The 16,715-nt window shown below is 74.0% G+C and carries 17 protein-coding genes; 9 read left to right on the forward strand and 8 right to left on the reverse strand.

Translation table 11 applies throughout. The features are described from left to right. The first annotated feature begins 2 nt into the window (after window positions 1–2). Genes paaC through paaE form a run of 3 tightly spaced genes read left to right on the forward strand, consistent with a single transcriptional unit; the run spans window position 3 to window position 2,725 of the window. Window positions 3–929: a 1,2-phenylacetyl-CoA epoxidase subunit PaaC gene (paaC, locus tag ABZ449_RS01025; RefSeq protein WP_360337974.1), complete on the forward strand. Its 927-nt coding sequence runs from the start codon at window positions 3–5 to the stop codon at window positions 927–929. Then, a complete protein-coding gene (gene paaD / locus ABZ449_RS01030; RefSeq protein WP_360337977.1) occupies window positions 923–1,534 on the forward strand; it encodes a 1,2-phenylacetyl-CoA epoxidase subunit PaaD in 612 nt (203 codons plus the stop codon). The genes paaC and paaD overlap by 7 nt, the downstream gene beginning before the upstream one ends. Beyond that, window positions 1,535–2,725 carry a 1,2-phenylacetyl-CoA epoxidase subunit PaaE gene (paaE, locus tag ABZ449_RS01035; RefSeq protein ID WP_360337980.1) on the forward strand — a complete coding sequence of 397 codons (1,191 nt, stop codon included), beginning with the start codon at window positions 1,535–1,537 and terminating at the stop codon, window positions 2,723–2,725. Window positions 2,726–2,728: 3 nt separating this feature from the next. On the opposite strand, the gene ABZ449_RS01040 is transcribed toward paaE, so the two are convergent. Next, window positions 2,729–3,964: an NAD(P)-binding domain-containing protein gene (locus tag ABZ449_RS01040; protein WP_360337983.1), complete on the reverse strand. Its 1,236-nt coding sequence runs from the start codon at window positions 3,962–3,964 to the stop codon at window positions 2,729–2,731. A gap of 175 nt (window positions 3,965–4,139) precedes the next feature. Further along, a complete protein-coding gene (locus ABZ449_RS01045; protein ID WP_360337986.1) occupies window positions 4,140–4,511 on the reverse strand; it encodes a YbjQ family protein in 372 nt (123 codons plus the stop codon). A gap of 125 nt (window positions 4,512–4,636) precedes the next feature. On the opposite strand from ABZ449_RS01045, the gene ABZ449_RS01050 reads away from it, so the two are divergent. The 3 genes from ABZ449_RS01050 (at window position 4,637) to ABZ449_RS01060 (ending at window position 7,069) form a co-directional block, all read left to right on the forward strand. Further along, complete coding sequence (locus ABZ449_RS01050) at window positions 4,637–5,566, forward strand: hypothetical protein (protein ID WP_360337989.1); 930 nt, start codon at window positions 4,637–4,639, stop codon at window positions 5,564–5,566. Between the two features lie 101 nt (window positions 5,567–5,667). Beyond that, entirely contained in the window at window positions 5,668–6,204 is a 537-nt protein-coding gene (locus ABZ449_RS01055; protein WP_360337992.1) for a hypothetical protein, read from the forward strand. Between the two features lie 166 nt (window positions 6,205–6,370). Further along, window positions 6,371–7,069 (forward strand): aminoacyl-tRNA hydrolase, encoded by a 699-nt coding sequence (locus tag ABZ449_RS01060; RefSeq protein ID WP_360337995.1) that lies wholly within the window; start codon window positions 6,371–6,373, stop codon window positions 7,067–7,069. A 149-nt stretch (window positions 7,070–7,218) separates the two neighbouring features. Here ABZ449_RS01060 and ABZ449_RS01065 read toward each other — a convergent pair whose 3' ends face one another. From ABZ449_RS01065 to ABZ449_RS01075, 3 genes are read right to left on the reverse strand one after another with little or no spacing between them, the layout of a single operon-like run. Then, the gene (locus tag ABZ449_RS01065) at window positions 7,219–7,962 is read right to left on the reverse strand and encodes a hypothetical protein (protein WP_360337998.1); all 744 of its coding nucleotides are present in this window, start codon (window positions 7,960–7,962) and stop codon (window positions 7,219–7,221) included. A gap of 50 nt (window positions 7,963–8,012) precedes the next feature. Continuing rightward, window positions 8,013–8,819, reverse strand: coding sequence for a hypothetical protein (locus tag ABZ449_RS01070; protein WP_360338001.1), 807 nt, complete (start codon window positions 8,817–8,819; stop codon window positions 8,013–8,015). Next, window positions 8,816–9,733 (reverse strand): ATP-binding cassette domain-containing protein, encoded by a 918-nt coding sequence (locus tag ABZ449_RS01075; RefSeq protein ID WP_360338004.1) that lies wholly within the window; start codon window positions 9,731–9,733, stop codon window positions 8,816–8,818. Before ABZ449_RS01075 ends, ABZ449_RS01070 begins: the two co-directional genes overlap by 4 nt. A 261-nt stretch (window positions 9,734–9,994) precedes the next feature. On the opposite strand from ABZ449_RS01075, the gene ABZ449_RS01080 reads away from it, so the two are divergent. Together ABZ449_RS01080 and ABZ449_RS01085 are read left to right on the forward strand one after the other, a co-directional pair. Continuing rightward, window positions 9,995–11,254 carry a histidine kinase gene (locus tag ABZ449_RS01080; RefSeq protein ID WP_360338007.1) on the forward strand — a complete coding sequence of 420 codons (1,260 nt, stop codon included), beginning with the start codon at window positions 9,995–9,997 and terminating at the stop codon, window positions 11,252–11,254. Next, entirely contained in the window at window positions 11,251–11,958 is a 708-nt protein-coding gene (locus ABZ449_RS01085; protein ID WP_360338010.1) for a response regulator transcription factor, read from the forward strand. Before ABZ449_RS01080 ends, ABZ449_RS01085 begins: the two co-directional genes overlap by 4 nt. A 115-nt stretch (window positions 11,959–12,073) precedes the next feature. Here ABZ449_RS01085 and ABZ449_RS01090 read toward each other — a convergent pair whose 3' ends face one another. The 3 genes from ABZ449_RS01090 to modA form a co-directional block, all read right to left on the reverse strand. Next, window positions 12,074–13,150 (reverse strand): ABC transporter ATP-binding protein, encoded by a 1,077-nt coding sequence (locus ABZ449_RS01090; protein ID WP_360338013.1) that lies wholly within the window; start codon window positions 13,148–13,150, stop codon window positions 12,074–12,076. Window positions 13,151–13,341: 191 nt separating this feature from the next. Beyond that, window positions 13,342–14,157, reverse strand: a complete 816-nt coding sequence (locus ABZ449_RS01095; protein WP_360338764.1) for an ABC transporter permease — start codon at window positions 14,155–14,157, stop codon at window positions 13,342–13,344. 197 nt (window positions 14,158–14,354) lie between these two features. Continuing rightward, window positions 14,355–15,203: a molybdate ABC transporter substrate-binding protein gene (modA, locus tag ABZ449_RS01100; RefSeq protein ID WP_360338016.1), complete on the reverse strand. Its 849-nt coding sequence runs from the start codon at window positions 15,201–15,203 to the stop codon at window positions 14,355–14,357. 428 nt (window positions 15,204–15,631) lie between these two features. On the opposite strand from modA, the gene ABZ449_RS01105 reads away from it, so the two are divergent. After that, window positions 15,632–16,699: an RNA ligase (ATP) gene (locus tag ABZ449_RS01105; protein ID WP_360338019.1), complete on the forward strand. Its 1,068-nt coding sequence runs from the start codon at window positions 15,632–15,634 to the stop codon at window positions 16,697–16,699. Window positions 16,700–16,715 lie beyond the last annotated feature (16 nt).

Below are 16,715 nucleotides of genomic sequence, written 5' to 3' on the forward strand. Positions count from 1 at the left end.
CCGTGCACGACCACACCACCTCCACCACCGGCACCGGCCAGGGCGCCGACTCGGACGACCACGTCTACCTCAGCCTCGCCGACGCCGCCCCCGGCCCCGAGGGCGAGGGCCGCTGGGCGTACGGGACGGGCTTCGCCGACCCGCTGCTCGGCGTGGACACCGCGCTGCCCGCCGGCCTGGACGGCGCCGACCTGGCCGTCTACTGCCAGATGCTGGGCGACGACGCCCTGGTCCTCGCACAGCGGCTGATCGAGTGGTGCACCCGGGCGCCCGAGCTGGAGGAGGAGGTCGCGCTCGCCAACCTGGGCCTCGACCTGCTCGGCCAGGCCCGCCTGCTCCTCACCCGGGCCGGTCAGGCGGACGGCACCGGCCGCACCGAGGACGACCTGGCGTACTGGCGCGAGGAGCACGAGTTCCGCAACGTCCGTCTGGTGGAGACGACGAACGGCGACTTCGCGTACTCGATCGCCCGCCTGCTGCTGTTCGCCACCGCGCGCGGCGCCCTGTACGAGGCGCTGAGCGCGCACCCCGACCCGGTGCTGGCCGCGGTCGCCGCCCGGGGCGTCAAGGAGCTCGCCTACCACCGGGAGTACGCGACCGCCTGGACGCTCCGTCTCGGCGACGGCACGCCGTACTCCGCCGAGCGGATGCAGGCCGGGCTGGACGCGGTCTGGCCGCTGCTGGAGGAGCTGTTCACGGCGCACCCGGTGGAGCTGCGGGCGGGAGTCGACCCGGCGACCCTGCGCGAACCGGTGCTGCGCTCGCTCGCCGCCGTGGTCGCCGAGGCCGGACTGACCGTGCCGGACGTACCGCCGCTGGCCACCGTCCTCGGCCGGGCCGGCCGGGACGGCGTGCACACCGAGGCGCTCGGCCCGCTGCTCGCCGAGCTCCAGGTGGTGGCCCGGGCCCACCCGGGGGCGACATGGTGACGGACGACGTCGCGACGGGCACCGCGCACCCGACGGGCACCGCAGGCACGGCCGACCCGACGACCCACGACCTGGCCTGGACCGTCGCCGCGGCCGTCCCGGACCCGGAGCTGCCCATGCTCACCCTGGCCGACCTGGGCGTCCTGGCCGGGGTCGAGGTGGACGGCGCCAGCGGAACGGTGACCGCCTGGCTGACCCCGACCTACTCGGGCTGCCCCGCCGTCGCCGAGATGGCCACCGACGTGGACCGCCGGCTGCGCGCGGCCGGGTACCCGGACGTCCGGGTGCGGCTGCGGCTGGACCCGCCGTGGTCCACCGACCTGATCACCGCCGAGGGCCGCCGCAAGCTCGCCGAGGCGGGCATCGCCCCGCCGCGCCCGACCGCCGCCGTCGCGGCCGTGGCCGGACCGGTGGCGCTCACCCTCGGCCCGACCCGCGCCGGAGCCTCGACCACGGCCGGGCCGGGCACCGCGCCCCCCGTGCCGTGCCCGCAGTGCGGCGAGACCGCCACGGAGGAGCTGTCCCGCTTCGGTTCCACCGCCTGCAAGGCGCTCTGGCGCTGCCGGGCCTGCCGCGAGCCGTTCGAACGCGTCAAGGAGATCTGAATGCCCGCCGCTGCCGCCGCCTCCGCTGCCGCCGCCAGTTCCACCGCTGCCGCTGCCGCTGGAACCGACTCCGTCCCCGCCGGGTCGGCGACCGGCATCCGCCCCGCCCGCCGTCCGACCTTCCACCGGTTGCGGATCGACCGGGTCGAGCGGCTCTGCGAGGACGCCGTCGCGGTGACCTTCGCGGTGCCGGACGGTCTGGCGCAGGAGTACGCCTTCCGGCCCGGGCAGACCCTGACCCTGCGCAAGCTGGTGGACGGGGCCGACGAACGCCGCTCGTACTCGATCTGCGCCCCGGTCGGCGGGCCGCTGCGGATCGCCGTCCGCGAGGTGCCCGGCGGGCTGTTCTCACGCTGGCTGGTGCGCGACGCGAAGCCGGGCGAGGAGGTGGAGGTGCTGACCCCGTCCGGCCTGTTCACCCCCGAACTCGGGGCCCCGGCCGACCACGTGCTGCTCGCGGCCGGCTCCGGCATCACCCCGATGCTGTCGATCGCCGCCTCCGTGCTGGCCGCCGACCGCAGCTCCACCGTCACGCTGTTCTACGGCAACCGGCGCAGCGACACCGTGATGTTCGCCGACGAGCTGGCCGACCTGAAGGACCGCTATCTCGGCCGCTTCCAGCTGGTCCACGTACTCTCCCGGGAGACCAGGGACGCCGAACTGCTCAGCGGCCGACTGGACCCGGAGCGGGTGCGCGCGCTGCTGGCGGCGCTGGTGGACGTCGGGAGCGTCGGCCACTGGTGGCTGTGCGGCCCGTTCGGCATGGTCACCGGGGCGAAGGACCTGCTCGCCGAGCTGGACGTGCCGGGCGACCGGGTGCACCAGGAGCTGTTCCACGCCGAGGACGAGCCGCTCCCGGAGCGCGACGAGGACTGGGAGCGGGCGGACGTTTCGGCCGACGGCGGGTCGGGCCCGCAGAGCGAGGTCACCGTCGTCCTCGACGGTCGCGGCAGCACGCTCTGCCTCCCGCGCGACCGCTCGATCCTGGACGGCGCCCAGCGCTCCCGCCCCGACCTGCCGTTCGCCTGCAAGGGCGGCGTCTGCGGCACCTGCCGGGCCCTGGTCACCGAGGGCGAGGTGGAGATGCGCCGCAACTTCGCCCTGGAGGAGAAGGAGCTGGCCGCCGGGTACGTCCTGACCTGCCAGGCCCGTCCGGTCACCGACCGGGTGACCGTCGACTACGACCGCTGAGCCTCAGACGGCGGCCGGCTCCACGGCGGGCTCCACGGCGGGCTCCATGTCCGGCTCCACGGCCGGGGCCGCGAAGGCCGGGCCCCCGGGTACCCGGCTCGCGGGAGCCCGGCTCACGGGCGCCTGGCTCACGGGCGTCGGACTTCCGGGCATCGGCGTTCCCGGTGTCGGCGTCCCGAGCGCCGGGTCCCCGAGCAGCTTGACCAGGTCGTTGACGGCCGCGCGGCCGGCCCGGTTGGCGCCGATGGTGCTGGCGGACGGGCCGTAGCCGACCAGGTGGACACGCGGGTCGGCGGTGGCGCGGGTGCCGGTGAGCGCGATCCCGCCGCCGGGGGATCGCAGCCCGAGCGGGGCGAGGTGCCCGACCTCGGGCCGGAAGCCGGTGGCCCAGACGATCGCGTCCACCGCCAGCTCCTCGTCGCCCCAGGCGACCCCGCGCTCGGTCAGACGGTCGAACATCGGCCGGCGGTGCAGCGCGCCCAGCTCCTCGGCGCGCCGGTAGGCGACGGACGGGCCGAGCCCGGTCACGCTGACCACGCTGCGCACCGGCAGGCCCTGCCGGACCCGCTCCTCGACCTTGGCCACCACCGCGCGCCCGTACTCGGGCGTGAAGGGCCCGTCGTGGTAGACGGGTTCGGAGCGGGTGACCCACACCGTCTCGCCGACCGCGGCCACCTCCGACAGCACCTGGATCGCCGAGGCGCCGCCACCGACCACCAGCACGCGCCTGCCCACGAACTCCTCGGGGCCGCGGTACTCGGCGTAGTGCAGCTGGCGGCCCGCGAAGTGGCCCGGGTAGTGCGGGAGGAAGGGACGGGTCCAGGTGCCGGTGGCGTTGATCAGTGCGCGGGTGGACCAGACGCCGTGGTCGGTCTCGACCAGCAGCCGCGCGTCCGGTCGTTCGGACTCGGCGCGTACGGCATGCACCGCGACCGGGCGTACGACCGGGAGCGTGTGCCGGACCTCGTACGCCGCGAAGTACTCCGGCACCACCTCGCGCGCGGGGGCGTCGGGGTCGGGTGGCGGGAGTTCGGCGTCGGGGAGGTCGTGGACGCCGTGCACGGTGGCCATGCGCAGGGACGGCGAGCGGTGCGCCCAGGCGCCGCCGGGTACGGCGTTGGCGTCGAGGACGACGAAGCCGCCGTCGACGCCCGCCCGGTACGGGGCGAAACCGCGGCGGAGCAGGTGGTAGGCGGCGGACAGGCCTGCCTGCCCGGCGCCCACCACCAGGACGTCCACGCGTTCCGGAACGCTGTTCGTTGCACCGTAAACAGTCACGCCCCTGAAACATCGCGGGGACGGCGGCTGTTCCCGCCGGGAGCGCCAAACGGGCGGGCGGGCAGGGGCGCGCGTGAGCGGAAGTGCGAGCGGACGTGCGAGCGAATGTGTGAGCGGATGTGTGAACGGAGGGGCGTCAGGAGATCGGGGAGATGACCGCGGCGGTGCCGTAGGCGCAGATCTCGGTGCCGACATCGGCCGCCTCCGTGACGTCGAAGCGCATCATCAGGACGGCGTTGCCGCCGCGCGCCTTGGTCTGCTCGACCAGCCGCTGCATGGCCTCGTTGCGGCTCTCTACGAGGGTCTTCGTCAGACCGCGCAGCTCGCCGCCGATCAGCGACTTCAGACCGGCGCCGATCTGGCTGCCGAGGTGACGGCTGCGGACGGTCAGCCCGAAGACCTCGCCGATCACGTGGTCGACCCGGAAACCGGGAACGTCGTTGGTGGTCACGACCAGGACGTCGGCGTTGGGGCCCTGCCCGCCGCCGTACTCGTTGATGTCAGCCATGGGACGCATCCTGCCAGCTCGTGCGTCCGGGTGATCGAGGCGTGGCCGGGCGGTGGCCGAGAAGGCTTTCCGGAAGCTGGTCCGGACCGGTGATCGGGGGACCGAAAGGCCGTACCGTTAGCCCCATGGGCGAGCGAAGCGATCATCCACAGGGGCCGGGCGCGGCGGAGGACTCCGGCGCGCAGGAGATCGAGGCGACGGTGGTGCTGGGCCTGCGGATCACCGACTGGCCGGCCCTGCGCGCGGCCGCGATCAGGGCCGTCGAGGAGCTGGACTTCGAGGGCATCGACCCGGCCGGACAGCGCCGCGAGATGCTGCGCGAGGTCGCCGAGGACGCCAACGCGGCGCTCGGCGCGCTGCTGCATCCGGACCGGCTGGTGGCCGCCATCCCCGGGGTCGAGGCGAGCGGCGGGACCCTGGAGATCAGCGTCACGGAGGACTTCACGCCGGACTTCGCCGACCTCTTCCCGCTGGAGGGCGACGAGGAGGACGGTGGCGCGGGTGCGGACTGGACGCTCACACCGCGCACCGCCTGCCTGCTCCACGCCCAGCTGATCGGCCTGGCCGACGCCGCGTACGACGACTTCGACGAGCACGGGGACGAGCCGGTCGTCGACGGTGACGACGCGGATTGGACGGTCTTCGCCCGGCTGCCCGAGCGCACCTGGCGGATGCACCGGGGCTGGCGCCGCGCGATGGCCCGGGCCTTCGACGACCTCGCCGACGACCTCGCGCTCGGCGAGTGGCCGCTGCCGCGCTGCCTGGCCGAGGAGGTGGCGCTGCGGATGGCCCTGGTGGACTCCCGGGCGCTGCTCGGCGCACAGCCCGAGTCGGTGGCGGACATGATGGGCGACCTCCCGGCCGACCTCTACGACTACGACTGGGACGGCTGTCACGACGAACTGTTCGGGGTCTACGGACCGGACGACGGCGATCCGGAACTGGGGGCGGAGCAGCGCACGGAGGCGCTGCTGGCGGCCACCCACCCGGAGGGCTGGTTCCTGATGTATGAGGACGCGGAGGAGCGGGACCCGCAGCGCGGCTACCGTCGCTGACGGTCCGGGTCCCGGGCGCTGCGTGACGGGTGCGGGGCGGCCGGTTCCGGGGCTTTCGCCCGGACCGGGCGGTCCGGCGGGTGGGCGATTAGGCTGCGGACATGTCCGATGTGCGTGGCATGCACGATCCGTCCCCCGGCAGTCCCGGCGGTCCCGGCAGTCCCGGCGGTCCCGGCGGTCCCGGCGAGGACGAGCCGGCGCTGGCCCGGGTCGCACTCGGGCTGGACGGGGCGATGGCGGCGCAGCGCGGTCGGACGGCGGAGGCCCGGGCCGGCTTCGAGGCGCTCTGGGAGGCGCTGGGGGAACAGGACGTCTTCCACCGCTGCCTCGTCGCCCACTACCTGGCCGATCTGCAGGACGACCCGCGTGCCGAACTGGAATGGGACCGCCGGGCCCTGGTCGCCGCCGACTCGCTGGGCGCCGAGCGTGCCCGGACGTACGAGTCGGCCCTCCAGGTGCGCGCCTTCTACCCCTCGCTGCACCTCAACCTGGCCTCGGACCACCTCAAGCTCGGCGAGCCGGACCTCGCCCGTGAGCAGCTCGAACGGGCCGTGCGCAGTCTGGACGCGCTGCCGGAGGACGCATACAGCGCGAGCATCCGGACGGCGGTGGACGAGCTGCGGCACCGGCTGCGGTGAACGCGGAGGCGAGCGCCGAGGTGGACGCCGGGGCGCATGGGGCGGGCCGAGTCGGTCGGGGCGGGGCTGGCATCCTGGACGGGTGACTGATCCTTCCGATGCACCGACGTCCGCTGCTCCGACTTCGACTCCGATTCCCACTGCGGCCGCGACTCCTCCGGCCCCTGTGACCGACCCCGGCGAGGCCGAGGAGAGCGAGGACCGCGACGAGCGGCCGCAGTACGTGCTGCCGCTGGTCGTCCGGATGGAGCGGGCCACTCCGCCGGGCCGGACGGACGCGCTGGAGACCTCGGCGCGGGCGGTGCTCACGCTGCTGGCCGACCCCCGGGTGACCGAGGCGGACGGCGAGTGGGCGGAGCGGGTCGCGGCCTGGGAGGACGCCCGGATCCGCAAGGTGGTCCGGCGGGCCCGGGGCGGGGAGTGGCGCCGGGCGGGCGAGCTGCCGGGCGTCACGGTGCACGGCCGGGAGGCCGAGGTGCGGGTGTTCCCGCCGATCCCGCTGGACGGATGGCCGAAGGAACTCGCCAAGCTCCAGGTGTCCGGGACGGACCTCGAGGAGGCGGCCGAGGTCGGGGCGGCCGAGCCGGGGTTGCCGGTGCTGTGGCTCAACCCCGAGCTGGAGATGAGCGCGGGCAAGACCATGGCGCAGACCGGGCACGCCGCCCAGCTCGCGTGGTGGCGGCTGGACGAGACGCAGCGCAAGGAGTGGGCCGAGGCCGGCTTCGCGCTCGCGGTCCGGACGGCCTCGCCGGAGGCGTGGGAGGAGCTCGTTCGCAGCGGGCTGCCGGTGGTCCAGGACGCGGGCTTCACCGAGATCGCGCCGGGCAGCTGCACCGTGATCGCGGAGCACCCGGCGCTGCGGTGACGGCGAGTGCGGCGGGTGACAGCCGGCGGATGACGGAGATGACGGAGAACGGATGACAGCGGACAGATGACAGCGAACGGATGACGGATGACAGATTTCAAAATCTGTCATCTGTCATCCGTCATCTGTTCGCTGCACCCGGTCGCCCGTCAGCCCTGCTCGTACCGCCGCATCGCCCGCAGTCCGCCGTAGACCGCCAGGGCGGTCCAGAGCGCCATGATCGCCAGCCCGGTCCAGTGGCCGTAGTGGACGCCCGGCTCGGGCTGGGTGCGCATCGCGTGGAGGCCGGCCCGGTCGGGCAGGAACTGGCCGAGTTCGCGGACGCCGGGGATGGCGGCCAGCCAGGTGGTGCCCAGGAACACCATCGGGGTCAGCAGGCCGAGCGCGGCGCTGAAGTTGCCCAGCATCGCGGTCAGTCCGAGGCAGAGCAGCACCATCATCGGGTGGTACAGCACACCGGCCAGGAAGCTGCGGGTCAGGCCCGGGGTGGAGAGGTCCAGGCCGACGGTGGCGCCGACGGCCAGGAACGACCCCGCCGTCGAGGCCAGCCCGAGCAGCAGGCCCAGCCCGGCACCGAGCGCGATCTTGGCGCCGTACAGCCGGCCGCGTCGCGGGACGGCCGTGAGCGAGGTGCCGATCATGCGGGTGTTGAACTCCTGCCCCATCAGCAGGATGCCGAGGCAGGCGACCGCGACGTGGCCGAAGAGCAGCCCGTAGAAGATCCCCCCGGCCGGGTCCTCGCCGACCGTGTGGTCCTTCGCCCCGTAGGCGGCGTTGACGGCGGCCGTGATGCCGACGGTCAGTGCCAGGGCGACCGCCGGGGCCGCCCACTGCGAGGGCAGGGTGGTGAACTTGATCCGTTCGGCGTGCAGCGCGTCGGCCATCGTGCTCATCGTCGCTCCCATCTTTCGGCTCCCGTCTCCCATGTCCTCTTGGCCCGTGGTCACTTGGCGCGCCGCAGGGCTCGCAGGCCGCCGTACGCGGCCAGGGCGGTCCAGAGCGCCATGATCAGTAGCCCGGTCCAGTGGCCGTAGGCGATCTGCGGGTCGTCGGCGTACCGCAGGGCGTACTGGCCGGCCCGGTCGGGCAGGAACTGGACCACCCGGCGGGCCCCGGGCACGCCGCTGAGCAGCGGCGAGAGCAGGAAGAGGGAGGGGGTCAGCAGACCCATGGCGGCGGTGAGGTTGCCCAGCACGGCGGTCGTCCCGAGGCAGAACACCACCAGCAGCGTCTGGTAGAGCACGCCGGCGACGGCGCTGCGGAGGAGGGCCGGCCCGTCCCAGGCACCCGGGACGGTGGCCGCGTACCCGGCGAAGGCGCCCAGGGTGGCGAGGACGGCGACCGCCAGCCCGACCAGCGCACCGAGCGCGAGCTTGGCGCCGTACAGCCGGCCGCGTCGCGGGACGGCGGTGAGCGACACGTCGATCATGCGGGTGTTGAACTCCTGGCCGACCAGCAGGATGCCGAAGCAGATCAGCGCAGCCTGGCCGAAGTTGAGGCCGTAGAAGATCCCGACACCGGGGTCGTCGACGAGGTTGTCCTCCTTGCCGCCGAGGGCCGCGCCGACGGCGGTGGTGACCCCGGCGGTGAGCACCAGGGCGATCAGCGGGGTGATCCAGAGCGAGCGGAGGGTGGTGAGCTTGATCCGTTCGGCGCGGAACGCGTTGACGGCCGGACCCGCGGCCGGAGCCGCGGCCGGAGCCGTGATGTGGGGCGCGGTGAGTGCCGCAGCAGGCGTCGGCGCGCTCATGCGGCGGCCTCCGCACGGTACTCGACGCTGTCGGCGGTCATCCGCATGAAGGCTTCCTCCAGTGAGTCCTGCTGCACGGTGATCTCGTACAGCACCACACCGTGGGCGGCGGCGAGCGCGGCGATCCGCTCGGGTTCGGCGCCGCTCACCTCCCAGGCGCCGCCGCCGACTTCGGTGGCGCCGAGGCCGTGGACCGGGTCGCGGAGCAGAGCGGCGAGCTTGGTCGGGTCGACGGCGCGGACCCTGATCCTGGTCCGGCCGTGGCGGTCGATGAAATCGGAGGTCGCGGCGTCGGCGAGCAGTCGGCCGCGCCCGATCACCACCAAGTGGTCGGCGGTGAGCGCCATTTCGGTCATCAGGTGGGAGGAGACCAGTACGGCTCGGCCCTCGGCGGCCAGATCGCGCAGCAGGGTGCGGATCCAGCGGATGCCCTCCGGGTCCAGGCCGTTGACCGGCTCGTCCAGCAGCAGTACCGGCGGGTCGCCGAGCAGTGCGGCGGCCACGCCGAGGCGCTGGCGCATGCCGAGCGAGAAGCCCCGGATCCGCCGTCCGGCCGCGTCGGCCAGGCCGACCTGGCCGAGCACCTCGTCCACCCGGCGGGCCGGCAGTCCGTTGCTCGCGGCGAGCCAGCGCAGATGGCCGTGCGCGGTCCGACCGCCGTGCATCGACTGGGCGTCCAGCAGCGCTCCGACCGTCCGCAGTGGGGCGGGGAGTTCGACGTAGGGCCGACCGGTGACCAGGGCGTGCCCGGCGGTCGGCCGGTCGAGGCCGAGGACCAGGCGCATGGTGGTGCTCTTGCCGGCGCCGTTCGGGCCGAGGAAGCCGGTCACCACGCCGGGGCGGACCTCGAAGGTCAGGTCGTCGACGACGCGCCGGCCGTCGTACTCCTTGGTCAGGCCCTGGATCTCGATCACGGCCCGCTCCCCTCGTCTCGTCGTCTTGGCGGTCTCCGCCGGTGCTCGCCGCGGTCGGCCCCGGGCGGTGGTTCCATTCGACCGGAGCGGGCCGGTACGGCGGATCCCGCCGGGGCGGGGAGCCGTCTCCCTCCCGGGAGGGAGACGATCGGAGACCGGCGCGGGAGCCGGGAACGCCGGTCGGCCTGGCAGGATGGCTCAATGTCCAAGATCGCAGCATGGAAGAGCGCGGCGTCCGGAACCGCTTCGCGGGGGAGTGCGGTGCCCAGGCTCGTCGGGCCGCCGCTGGCGGGTGTCACGTACGCGCGACTGCTGCACCTGCTGGTCGGGTGGATCTTCGCCGGCATCGTGCTGATGATCTATCCGGGGACGGAGCAGAGGAGCCTCGACGAGATCCTGATGAAGAGCATCGCTCTGGACGCCGTGCTGCTCGTGCTGGTCGCGCTCATCCCGGCGGCGCGCCGGGCCGAGGGCGTCCAGGCGCGGCTGCTGCTGGTGCCCGACCGCGAGGAGGACATCGCCACCGAACCCTCCCGCACCTGGGCCGACCGGCGGCGCACCGCCGGCTGGCTGGTCGGGCGGGTCGTGCTCGGCTCGTCGGTCGGCTTCACGCTGGTCTTCGCAGCGGCGGCCGCCTACGACCGGCTGACCGGACCGGACGCTCTCGGGTACCTCCCGTTCGCGCCCTTGGCGGCACTCGGCCTCGGCTGGTTCCTGGTGTACGCGGGCCGCCTCCAACTCGCCATGGCGGTGAGGCTGCTGGGCCCCTCCCCGGCCGAGCGACTGGCCGAGGCCGAGCTGCGGGCCGAACGGCTGCTGGAGCGCAACAGGTTGGCCCGCGAGCTGCACGACTCGATCGGCCACGCCCTGACGGTGACGGTCCTCCAGGCGGGAGCGGCCCGCGAGGTCGGGGACCAGGCCTTCGTCGCCAGGGCGCTCGAAGTCATCGAGGAGACCGGCCGACAGGCCATGGAGGACCTCGAACGCACCCTCGTCCTGCTGCGCGAGACCCCGGCCGGGGCGAACGGCGTGGCCACCGAACAGCCCGGGATCGACCAGCTGCCCGCGCTGTTCGACACCGCCCGGGCGGCCGGCAGTCCGGTGGAGGCACACGTCGAGGTGCCGCCCGGCACCCTGCCCGGCGTGCTCTCCCGCGAGTCGTACCGGATTGTCCAGGAGGGTGTCACCAACGCGCTCAAGTACGCGCCGGGCGAGCCGCTCGACATCCGGATCGCGCTACGGGACGGCCGGTTGGAGCTGCGCTGCGCCAACCGGCTGCCCGGCGGCGGACGTTCGGCGGCCGGAGTGGCGCGGCCCCCGGTGGGCGGTGGGGGCGGTGCGGGGAGTGGGGGCGGTGTAGGCAGGGGCGCAACGCGCAAGGGCGGCAAGGGACTGCGCGGCATCCGCGAACGCGCCACGCTGCTCGGCGGGGAGGCGGCGGCAGGGGCGGCGGTACCGCTGGAGGAGGGGAACGGGGAGTGGGTGCTGACCGTGCGGTTGCCCCTACGCTTGGGCTCGTGACGAACGATCTTGTGACGGAAGGTCCGGCCGGAGGGGCCGCCGGGAAGACGGACATCCTGCTCGCCGATGACGAGGAACTCGTCCGGGCCGGCCTGCGGGCCGTCCTGGAGGCCCAGGGCGACCTCCGGGTGGTCGGCGAGGCCTCCGACGGAGCGGAAGCGGTCGCCCTGGCCCGCGCGCTGCGCCCGCAGGTGGTGCTGATGGACGTCCGGATGCCGGTGATGGACGGCCTGGCCGCCACCCGCGAGCTGCTGCGCCCCGGCGCACCGGGGGAGCGCCCGCCACGGATCCTGGTGGTCACCACCTTCGAGAACGACGACTACGTCTACCAGGCGCTGCGCGCGGGCGCCGACGGCTTCCTGCTCAAGCGCACCCGTCCGGCCGAGATCGCCCACGCGGTACGGCTGGTGGCGGCGGGCGAGTCGCTGCTGTTCCCGGCCGCGATCCGGCGCCTGGCGGCCGGGCACGGCAACCCGACCGCGCGTGCGGCGATGGAGCGCGCGGCGCTGACCGAGCGCGAGGCGGAGGTGCTGAGGCTGGTCGCGCGCGGTCTCAGCAACGGGGAGATCGCCGAGCAGCTCTTCCTCGGCGTGCAGACGGTGAAGACGCACGTCAGCAGCGTGCTCGCGAAGCTGGGCGCGCGGGACCGCACCCAGGCGGTGATCGCGGCGTACGAGTCGGGGTTCGTCGAGCCGGCGGAGTGAGTCCGGCATCGTGATCCCGGCAACGCAGTCCCGGCGAGGTGATCTCGGCGCAGTGATCCGGCGGAGCGAATCCGGCGAGGCGACAGCGCCGCCCAGCCGTCAGACCGTCAGGCCGTCAGGCCGGGTAGGCGTGGGTCTGGGTGGCCTTGACCGAGGCCCAGACCGCGACGCCCGGCGCCAGTGCCAGCTCGGCGACGGCGGCCGGGGTGAGGTCGGCGGCCATCGGCAGGTCGCCGGCGAGCTCGGCGCGGACCCGGTCGCCGTGCAGTTCCAGCCCGGTGACCTCGGCCTTCCACAGGTTGCGCGCGCTGGTCTGCGGGCGTTCCCGGTACAGCGTCACGGCGGAGGGCGGGAAGGCGACGAAGGCCGGGCCGTCCAGCTCCTCGGTGGTGGCCAGGACCGTGCCGTCCGGGAGCATGACCCGGGTGCCCTCGGCCCGGCCCTGGTACAGGTTCAGCCCGACCAGCCGGGCGATGTAGTCGGTGCGCGGGTGCCGGGCGACGTCCGCCGGGCTGCCGGACTGCACCTCCTGCCCTTCCTCGATCACCACCAGCCGGTCGGCCAGCACCATGGCGTCCAGCGGGTCGTGCGTCACCAGCACCGCCACCGCCTCGAACTCGGCCAGGTGGCGCCGCAGTCGGGCCCGTACATCGAGCCGGGTGCGGGCGTCCAGGGCGGCCAGCGGCTCGTCCAGCAGGAGGAGCCGGGGGCGTACGGCGAGGGCCCGGGCGAGGGCCACCCGCTGGGCCTGACCGCCGGAGAGCCGGCCGGGACGGACCGAGGCGTGGTCGGCCAGGCCCATCCGTTCCAGCCAGTCGGCCGCCTCCGTCCGCGCCTCGCGCTTGGGGCGGCCCTGGCAGCGCGGGCCGAAGGCGACGTTGTCGAGTGCGGAGAGGTGCGGGAACAGCAGGTAGTCCTGGAACACCACGCCGACCGGCCGCTCCTCGGCCGGGGTGTGAACGCGCTGCGCAGGGTCCTCCAGGAGGAGCCCGTCCAGACGCAGATGGCCGCCGGTGAGCGGGAGCAGTCCGGCGAGGGCGCGCAGGGCGGTGGACTTGCCGGCGCCGTTGGGGCCGAGCAGCGCCACCACCTCGCCGGGGGCGGCGGTGAGGGCGAGGTCGAGCGCGAACGCGGCGCGTTCGATTCGCAGGCGGGCGTCCAGGGCGGGCCCGGGGTGGCTGTCGGTGTTCATCGGGATGACGTCCAGGTGTCCAGTGTGCCCGGGAGGTTCGGTGAGTCCAGCGGGGCCGGGAGATCCAGCCGGTTCGGCGGGCCCGGGAGATCCAGCGGGCTCGGGCGGGTCCGGTGGGCCCGGGGGAGTGTCGTGCGAGGTGTTCGGGGGCGCGTCCACAACGGTCCCGGAGGTCCTGGGCGCAGGCAAGGTCACGGCGTCGACAGCCAGCGGTCGCGCAGGCCGACCAGGACGGCGACGGAAACCACCAGCAGCACCAGCGACAGCGCGATCGCCGCCTGCGGGTCGGACTCCATGGCCAGGTAGACGGCCAACGGCATGGTCTGGGTGCGGCCCGGGAAGTTGCCCGCGAAGGTGATCGTGGCACCGAACTCGCCGAGCGCCCGGGCCCAGGCCAGGACGGCGCCGGCGGCGATCCCCGGCGCGATCAGCGGCAGGGTGACCCGTCGGAACGCGGTCAGCCGGGAGGCGCCCAGGGTCGCGGCCGCCTCCTCGTAGCGGGGGTCGGCGGCCCGCAACGCGCCCTCGACACTGATCACCAGGAACGGCATCGCCACGAACGCCTCGGCGATCACGACCCCGGTGGTGGTGAACGGCAGCGTGATGCCGAAGGCCGAGTCCAGCCAGGATCCGACGATGCCGCGCCGTCCGAGCACCAGCAGCAGCGCCACACCACCGACCACCGGTGGCAGTACCAGCGGCAGGGTGACCAGTGCCCGGATCACCCGGCGGCCCGGAAGCTCGGTGCGGGCGAGCAGCCAGGCCAGCGGGACGCCGAGGACCAGCGACACCGCGGTGGCCGCGGTCGCGCTGATCAGCGACAGGCGCAGCGCCTCCCAGACGGCGGGGCCGGTGAGCTGCTCGGACAGGCTGCTCCAGGGGGCCCGGATCAGCAGACCGACCAGCGGCAGGACCAGGAACGCCAGTCCGAGCAGCGCCGGGAGCAGCAGGGTGACCGGAACGCGGTGCGTGCGGGCGCGGCGGACTCGCGGGCGGCGCCGCGGCAGGGCCTGCGCGGATCCTGCCGGTGCGCCTTCCGCCTGCGTGCCTTCCGTCGGTCCTCCTCCCGTCGGTGCGCCTGCTGTCGGCGTCGGTCCGGTCGACGCGGGTCCTGTCGTGCCGCCGGCGGCGACGCGGGTCCGGTGGTTCCGGCCGGAGCGGTCGCCTCCCGGGCGGTCCCCTCCGGAGCCGGTGGTGCGGCCGCTCACGGCGCCTGGAAGCCCGCCGCGGTCAGCACCTGCTTGGCCTCGGGCGACTGGACGTACGCGACGAAGGCGGCGGCGCCGTCCTTGTTCGGTGCCTTGGCGAGGGCGACGATCGGGTAGTCGTTCACGGCCTTGTCGGCCTCGGGGAAGTCCACGCCGTCGATCTTCGCAGCATCGGCCCGCACATCGGTCCGGTACACCAGGGAAGCGTCGACCTCACCGAGTTCGACCTTGGTGAGCGCGCCCTTGACGTCCTGCTCCAGGGTGACCGGGGTGAGGTTGACGCCGGCGGCCTTGAGCGCGGTCTGGGCGGCGGCGCCGCACGGCACCTCCTTTGCGCACAGGGCGACCTTCACACCGGAGGCGGTGAGGTCGTTGAGGCCCGCGATGTGCTTGGGGTTGCCCTCGGGGACGGCGATGGTGAGCGTGTTCCTGACGAAGGTCGTCGGCTGCGCGCCGGCGCCGCCCGCGTCCGTCACGGTCTTCATGGTGGCCGGGCTGGCGGCGGCGAACACGTCGGCCGGGGCACCGGAGTTGATGCTGGTGGCGAGGCTGGAGCTGCCGCCGAAGTTGAAGGTGACCTTGCTGCCCGGGTTGGCGGCCTCGAACTTCTTGCCGAGCTCGGTGAAGGTCTCCTTGAGCGAGGCGGCAGCGAAGACGGTGAGGGTGCCGGAGGCCTTCGGGACGCCGCTTCCGGGGGCGGAGGCGTTCGCGGAGGTGGTCGAGGAGGCCGTGGAACCGGAGGACTTGCCACCGTCACTGCCACAGGCGGTGACCCCGAGGGTGAGTGCGAGGGCCGCGGCGGTGGCGACGGCGAGCCTGCGGGTGGTGGGCGTGCGGGTGCTCATCGTGGTTCCCCTCCAGGGTGCGCGCCGGAAGGGGCGCGAGGGACCGGTCGCAGGTGCGGCCGTAATGGCGATCATAGTGCCGCATATGCGAGCGATAAATCCCCTGGCCGTTTGCACAGGCAGGGCCGGCGCGGGCCTGCGGGCGGCTGTGGGATGGCCCGAACGGATCCCGGTGGCTCGAGCGGCTGGGCTCGGTGGGACTCGGCGGGGCTCGGCGGGACGGGTGGGGACGGGGGTGGCGTGAGCGGCGGTGGAAAGCGGCGCATGGGAGGAGACGCGGAGGGGGCACGGAAGGGGGCACGGAAGGGGGGCACGTGGAAATTCCGTCGCGCCGGGGGCGGCCGGACGGTCAGAGTGGTCGCCGTCCGTACGTGCGGCCGGGTGGATCGATGCACCGCCGCGGCCGAAACAAGGGGAGGGGTCCGTCCATGTCCACGCTGCGCGTCACCGCGGAGAAGCTGACCATCCTGGAGCACCCGAACGCCGATGCCCTGGAACTCGCCCAGGTCGGCCTCTACCGGGCGGTGGTCGCCAAGGGCGTGTACCGGACCGGGGACCACGCCGTCTACATCCCCGAACAGGCCGTCCTGCCCGAGGAGTTGATCGAGGAGCTCGGACTGACCGGCAAGCTGGCCGGCTCCCGTGCCAACCGGGTCAAGGCGGTACGGCTGCGCGGTGAGCTGTCGCAGGGCATCGTCTGCCGGCCCGCCGCGCTCGCCGGTACCGACCTGGCCGCCGCGGCCGAGTGCGGCGAGGACTTCGCCGAGCCGCTCGGGGTCGTCAAGTGGCAGCCGCCGGTGCCGATGTCGATGAGCGGCGACGTGGTCAGCGCGCCGGACCTGCTGCCCTGGGTGGACATCGAGAACCTCAAGCGCTACCCCGACGCCTTCGAGTCGGGCGAGCCCGTGGTGCTGACCGAGAAGCTGCACGGCAGCTGCTGCCTGGTCACGTACGTCGTCGCCACCGGTGAGGTGCGGGTGTCGTCCAAGGGCATCGGCGCGCAGGGGCTGGCGCTGGCCGAGGACGAGCGCAACCTCTACTGGCGGGCAGTTCGCGGGTACGACATACCGGCGGTGGCCGCGCGGCTGGCGGAGCGCCTCGGGGCCGAGCGGGTCGGCATCTTCGGCGAGGTCTTCGGCGAGGGCGTGCAGGACCTGAGCTACGGTTCCTCAGCGCGCACCGAGCGGCCCGGCTATGCGGCTTTCGACGTGTCGGCCCTGGTGAACGGGCAGCTGAACTGGCTGTCGGCGGCCGAACTGCTGGACGGGGAGCTGCCGTTGGTGCCCGAGCTGTGGCGCGGTCCGTTCGACCCGGAGACCGTGCTGGGGTTCGCCCGGGGCAAGGAGAGCGTCTCCGGGCGTGAACTGCACCTGCGCGAAGGCGTGGTGGTGCGGCCCGTCACCGAGCGTTGGAGCCCGGTGCTCGGCGGGCGGGCGATCGCCAAGGTGGTCAGCGACGCTTACCTGACCCGCAAGGGGGGCACCGAATACGAGTGAGACGGGTCCGGATCCG

Origin of the sequence: Kitasatospora sp. NPDC005856 (genome assembly GCF_040629945.1) — a bacterium.
GTDB lineage: Bacteria > Actinomycetota > Actinomycetes > Streptomycetales > Streptomycetaceae > Kitasatospora.

What these genes read in the sequence shown, in the direction of transcription:
- paaD (WP_360337977.1), top strand. Translation starts at nt 923, where the DNA reads ATGGTGACGGACGACGTCGCGACGGGCACCGCGCACCCGACGGGCACC.
- paaE (WP_360337980.1), top strand. Translation starts at nt 1,535, where the DNA reads ATGCCCGCCGCTGCCGCCGCCTCCGCTGCCGCCGCCAGTTCCACCGCT.
- ABZ449_RS01045 (WP_360337986.1), bottom strand. Translation starts at nt 4,511, where the DNA reads ATGGCTGACATCAACGAGTACGGCGGCGGGCAGGGCCCCAACGCCGAC.
- ABZ449_RS01050 (WP_360337989.1), top strand. Translation starts at nt 4,637, where the DNA reads ATGGGCGAGCGAAGCGATCATCCACAGGGGCCGGGCGCGGCGGAGGAC.
- ABZ449_RS01055 (WP_360337992.1), top strand. Translation starts at nt 5,668, where the DNA reads ATGTCCGATGTGCGTGGCATGCACGATCCGTCCCCCGGCAGTCCCGGC.
- ABZ449_RS01065 (WP_360337998.1), bottom strand. Translation starts at nt 7,962, where the DNA reads ATGAGCACGATGGCCGACGCGCTGCACGCCGAACGGATCAAGTTCACC.
- ABZ449_RS01070 (WP_360338001.1), bottom strand. Translation starts at nt 8,819, where the DNA reads ATGAGCGCGCCGACGCCTGCTGCGGCACTCACCGCGCCCCACATCACG.
- ABZ449_RS01090 (WP_360338013.1), bottom strand. Translation starts at nt 13,150, where the DNA reads ATGAACACCGACAGCCACCCCGGGCCCGCCCTGGACGCCCGCCTGCGA.
- modA (WP_360338016.1), bottom strand. Translation starts at nt 15,203, where the DNA reads ATGAGCACCCGCACGCCCACCACCCGCAGGCTCGCCGTCGCCACCGCC.
- ABZ449_RS01105 (WP_360338019.1), top strand. Translation starts at nt 15,632, where the DNA reads ATGTCCACGCTGCGCGTCACCGCGGAGAAGCTGACCATCCTGGAGCAC.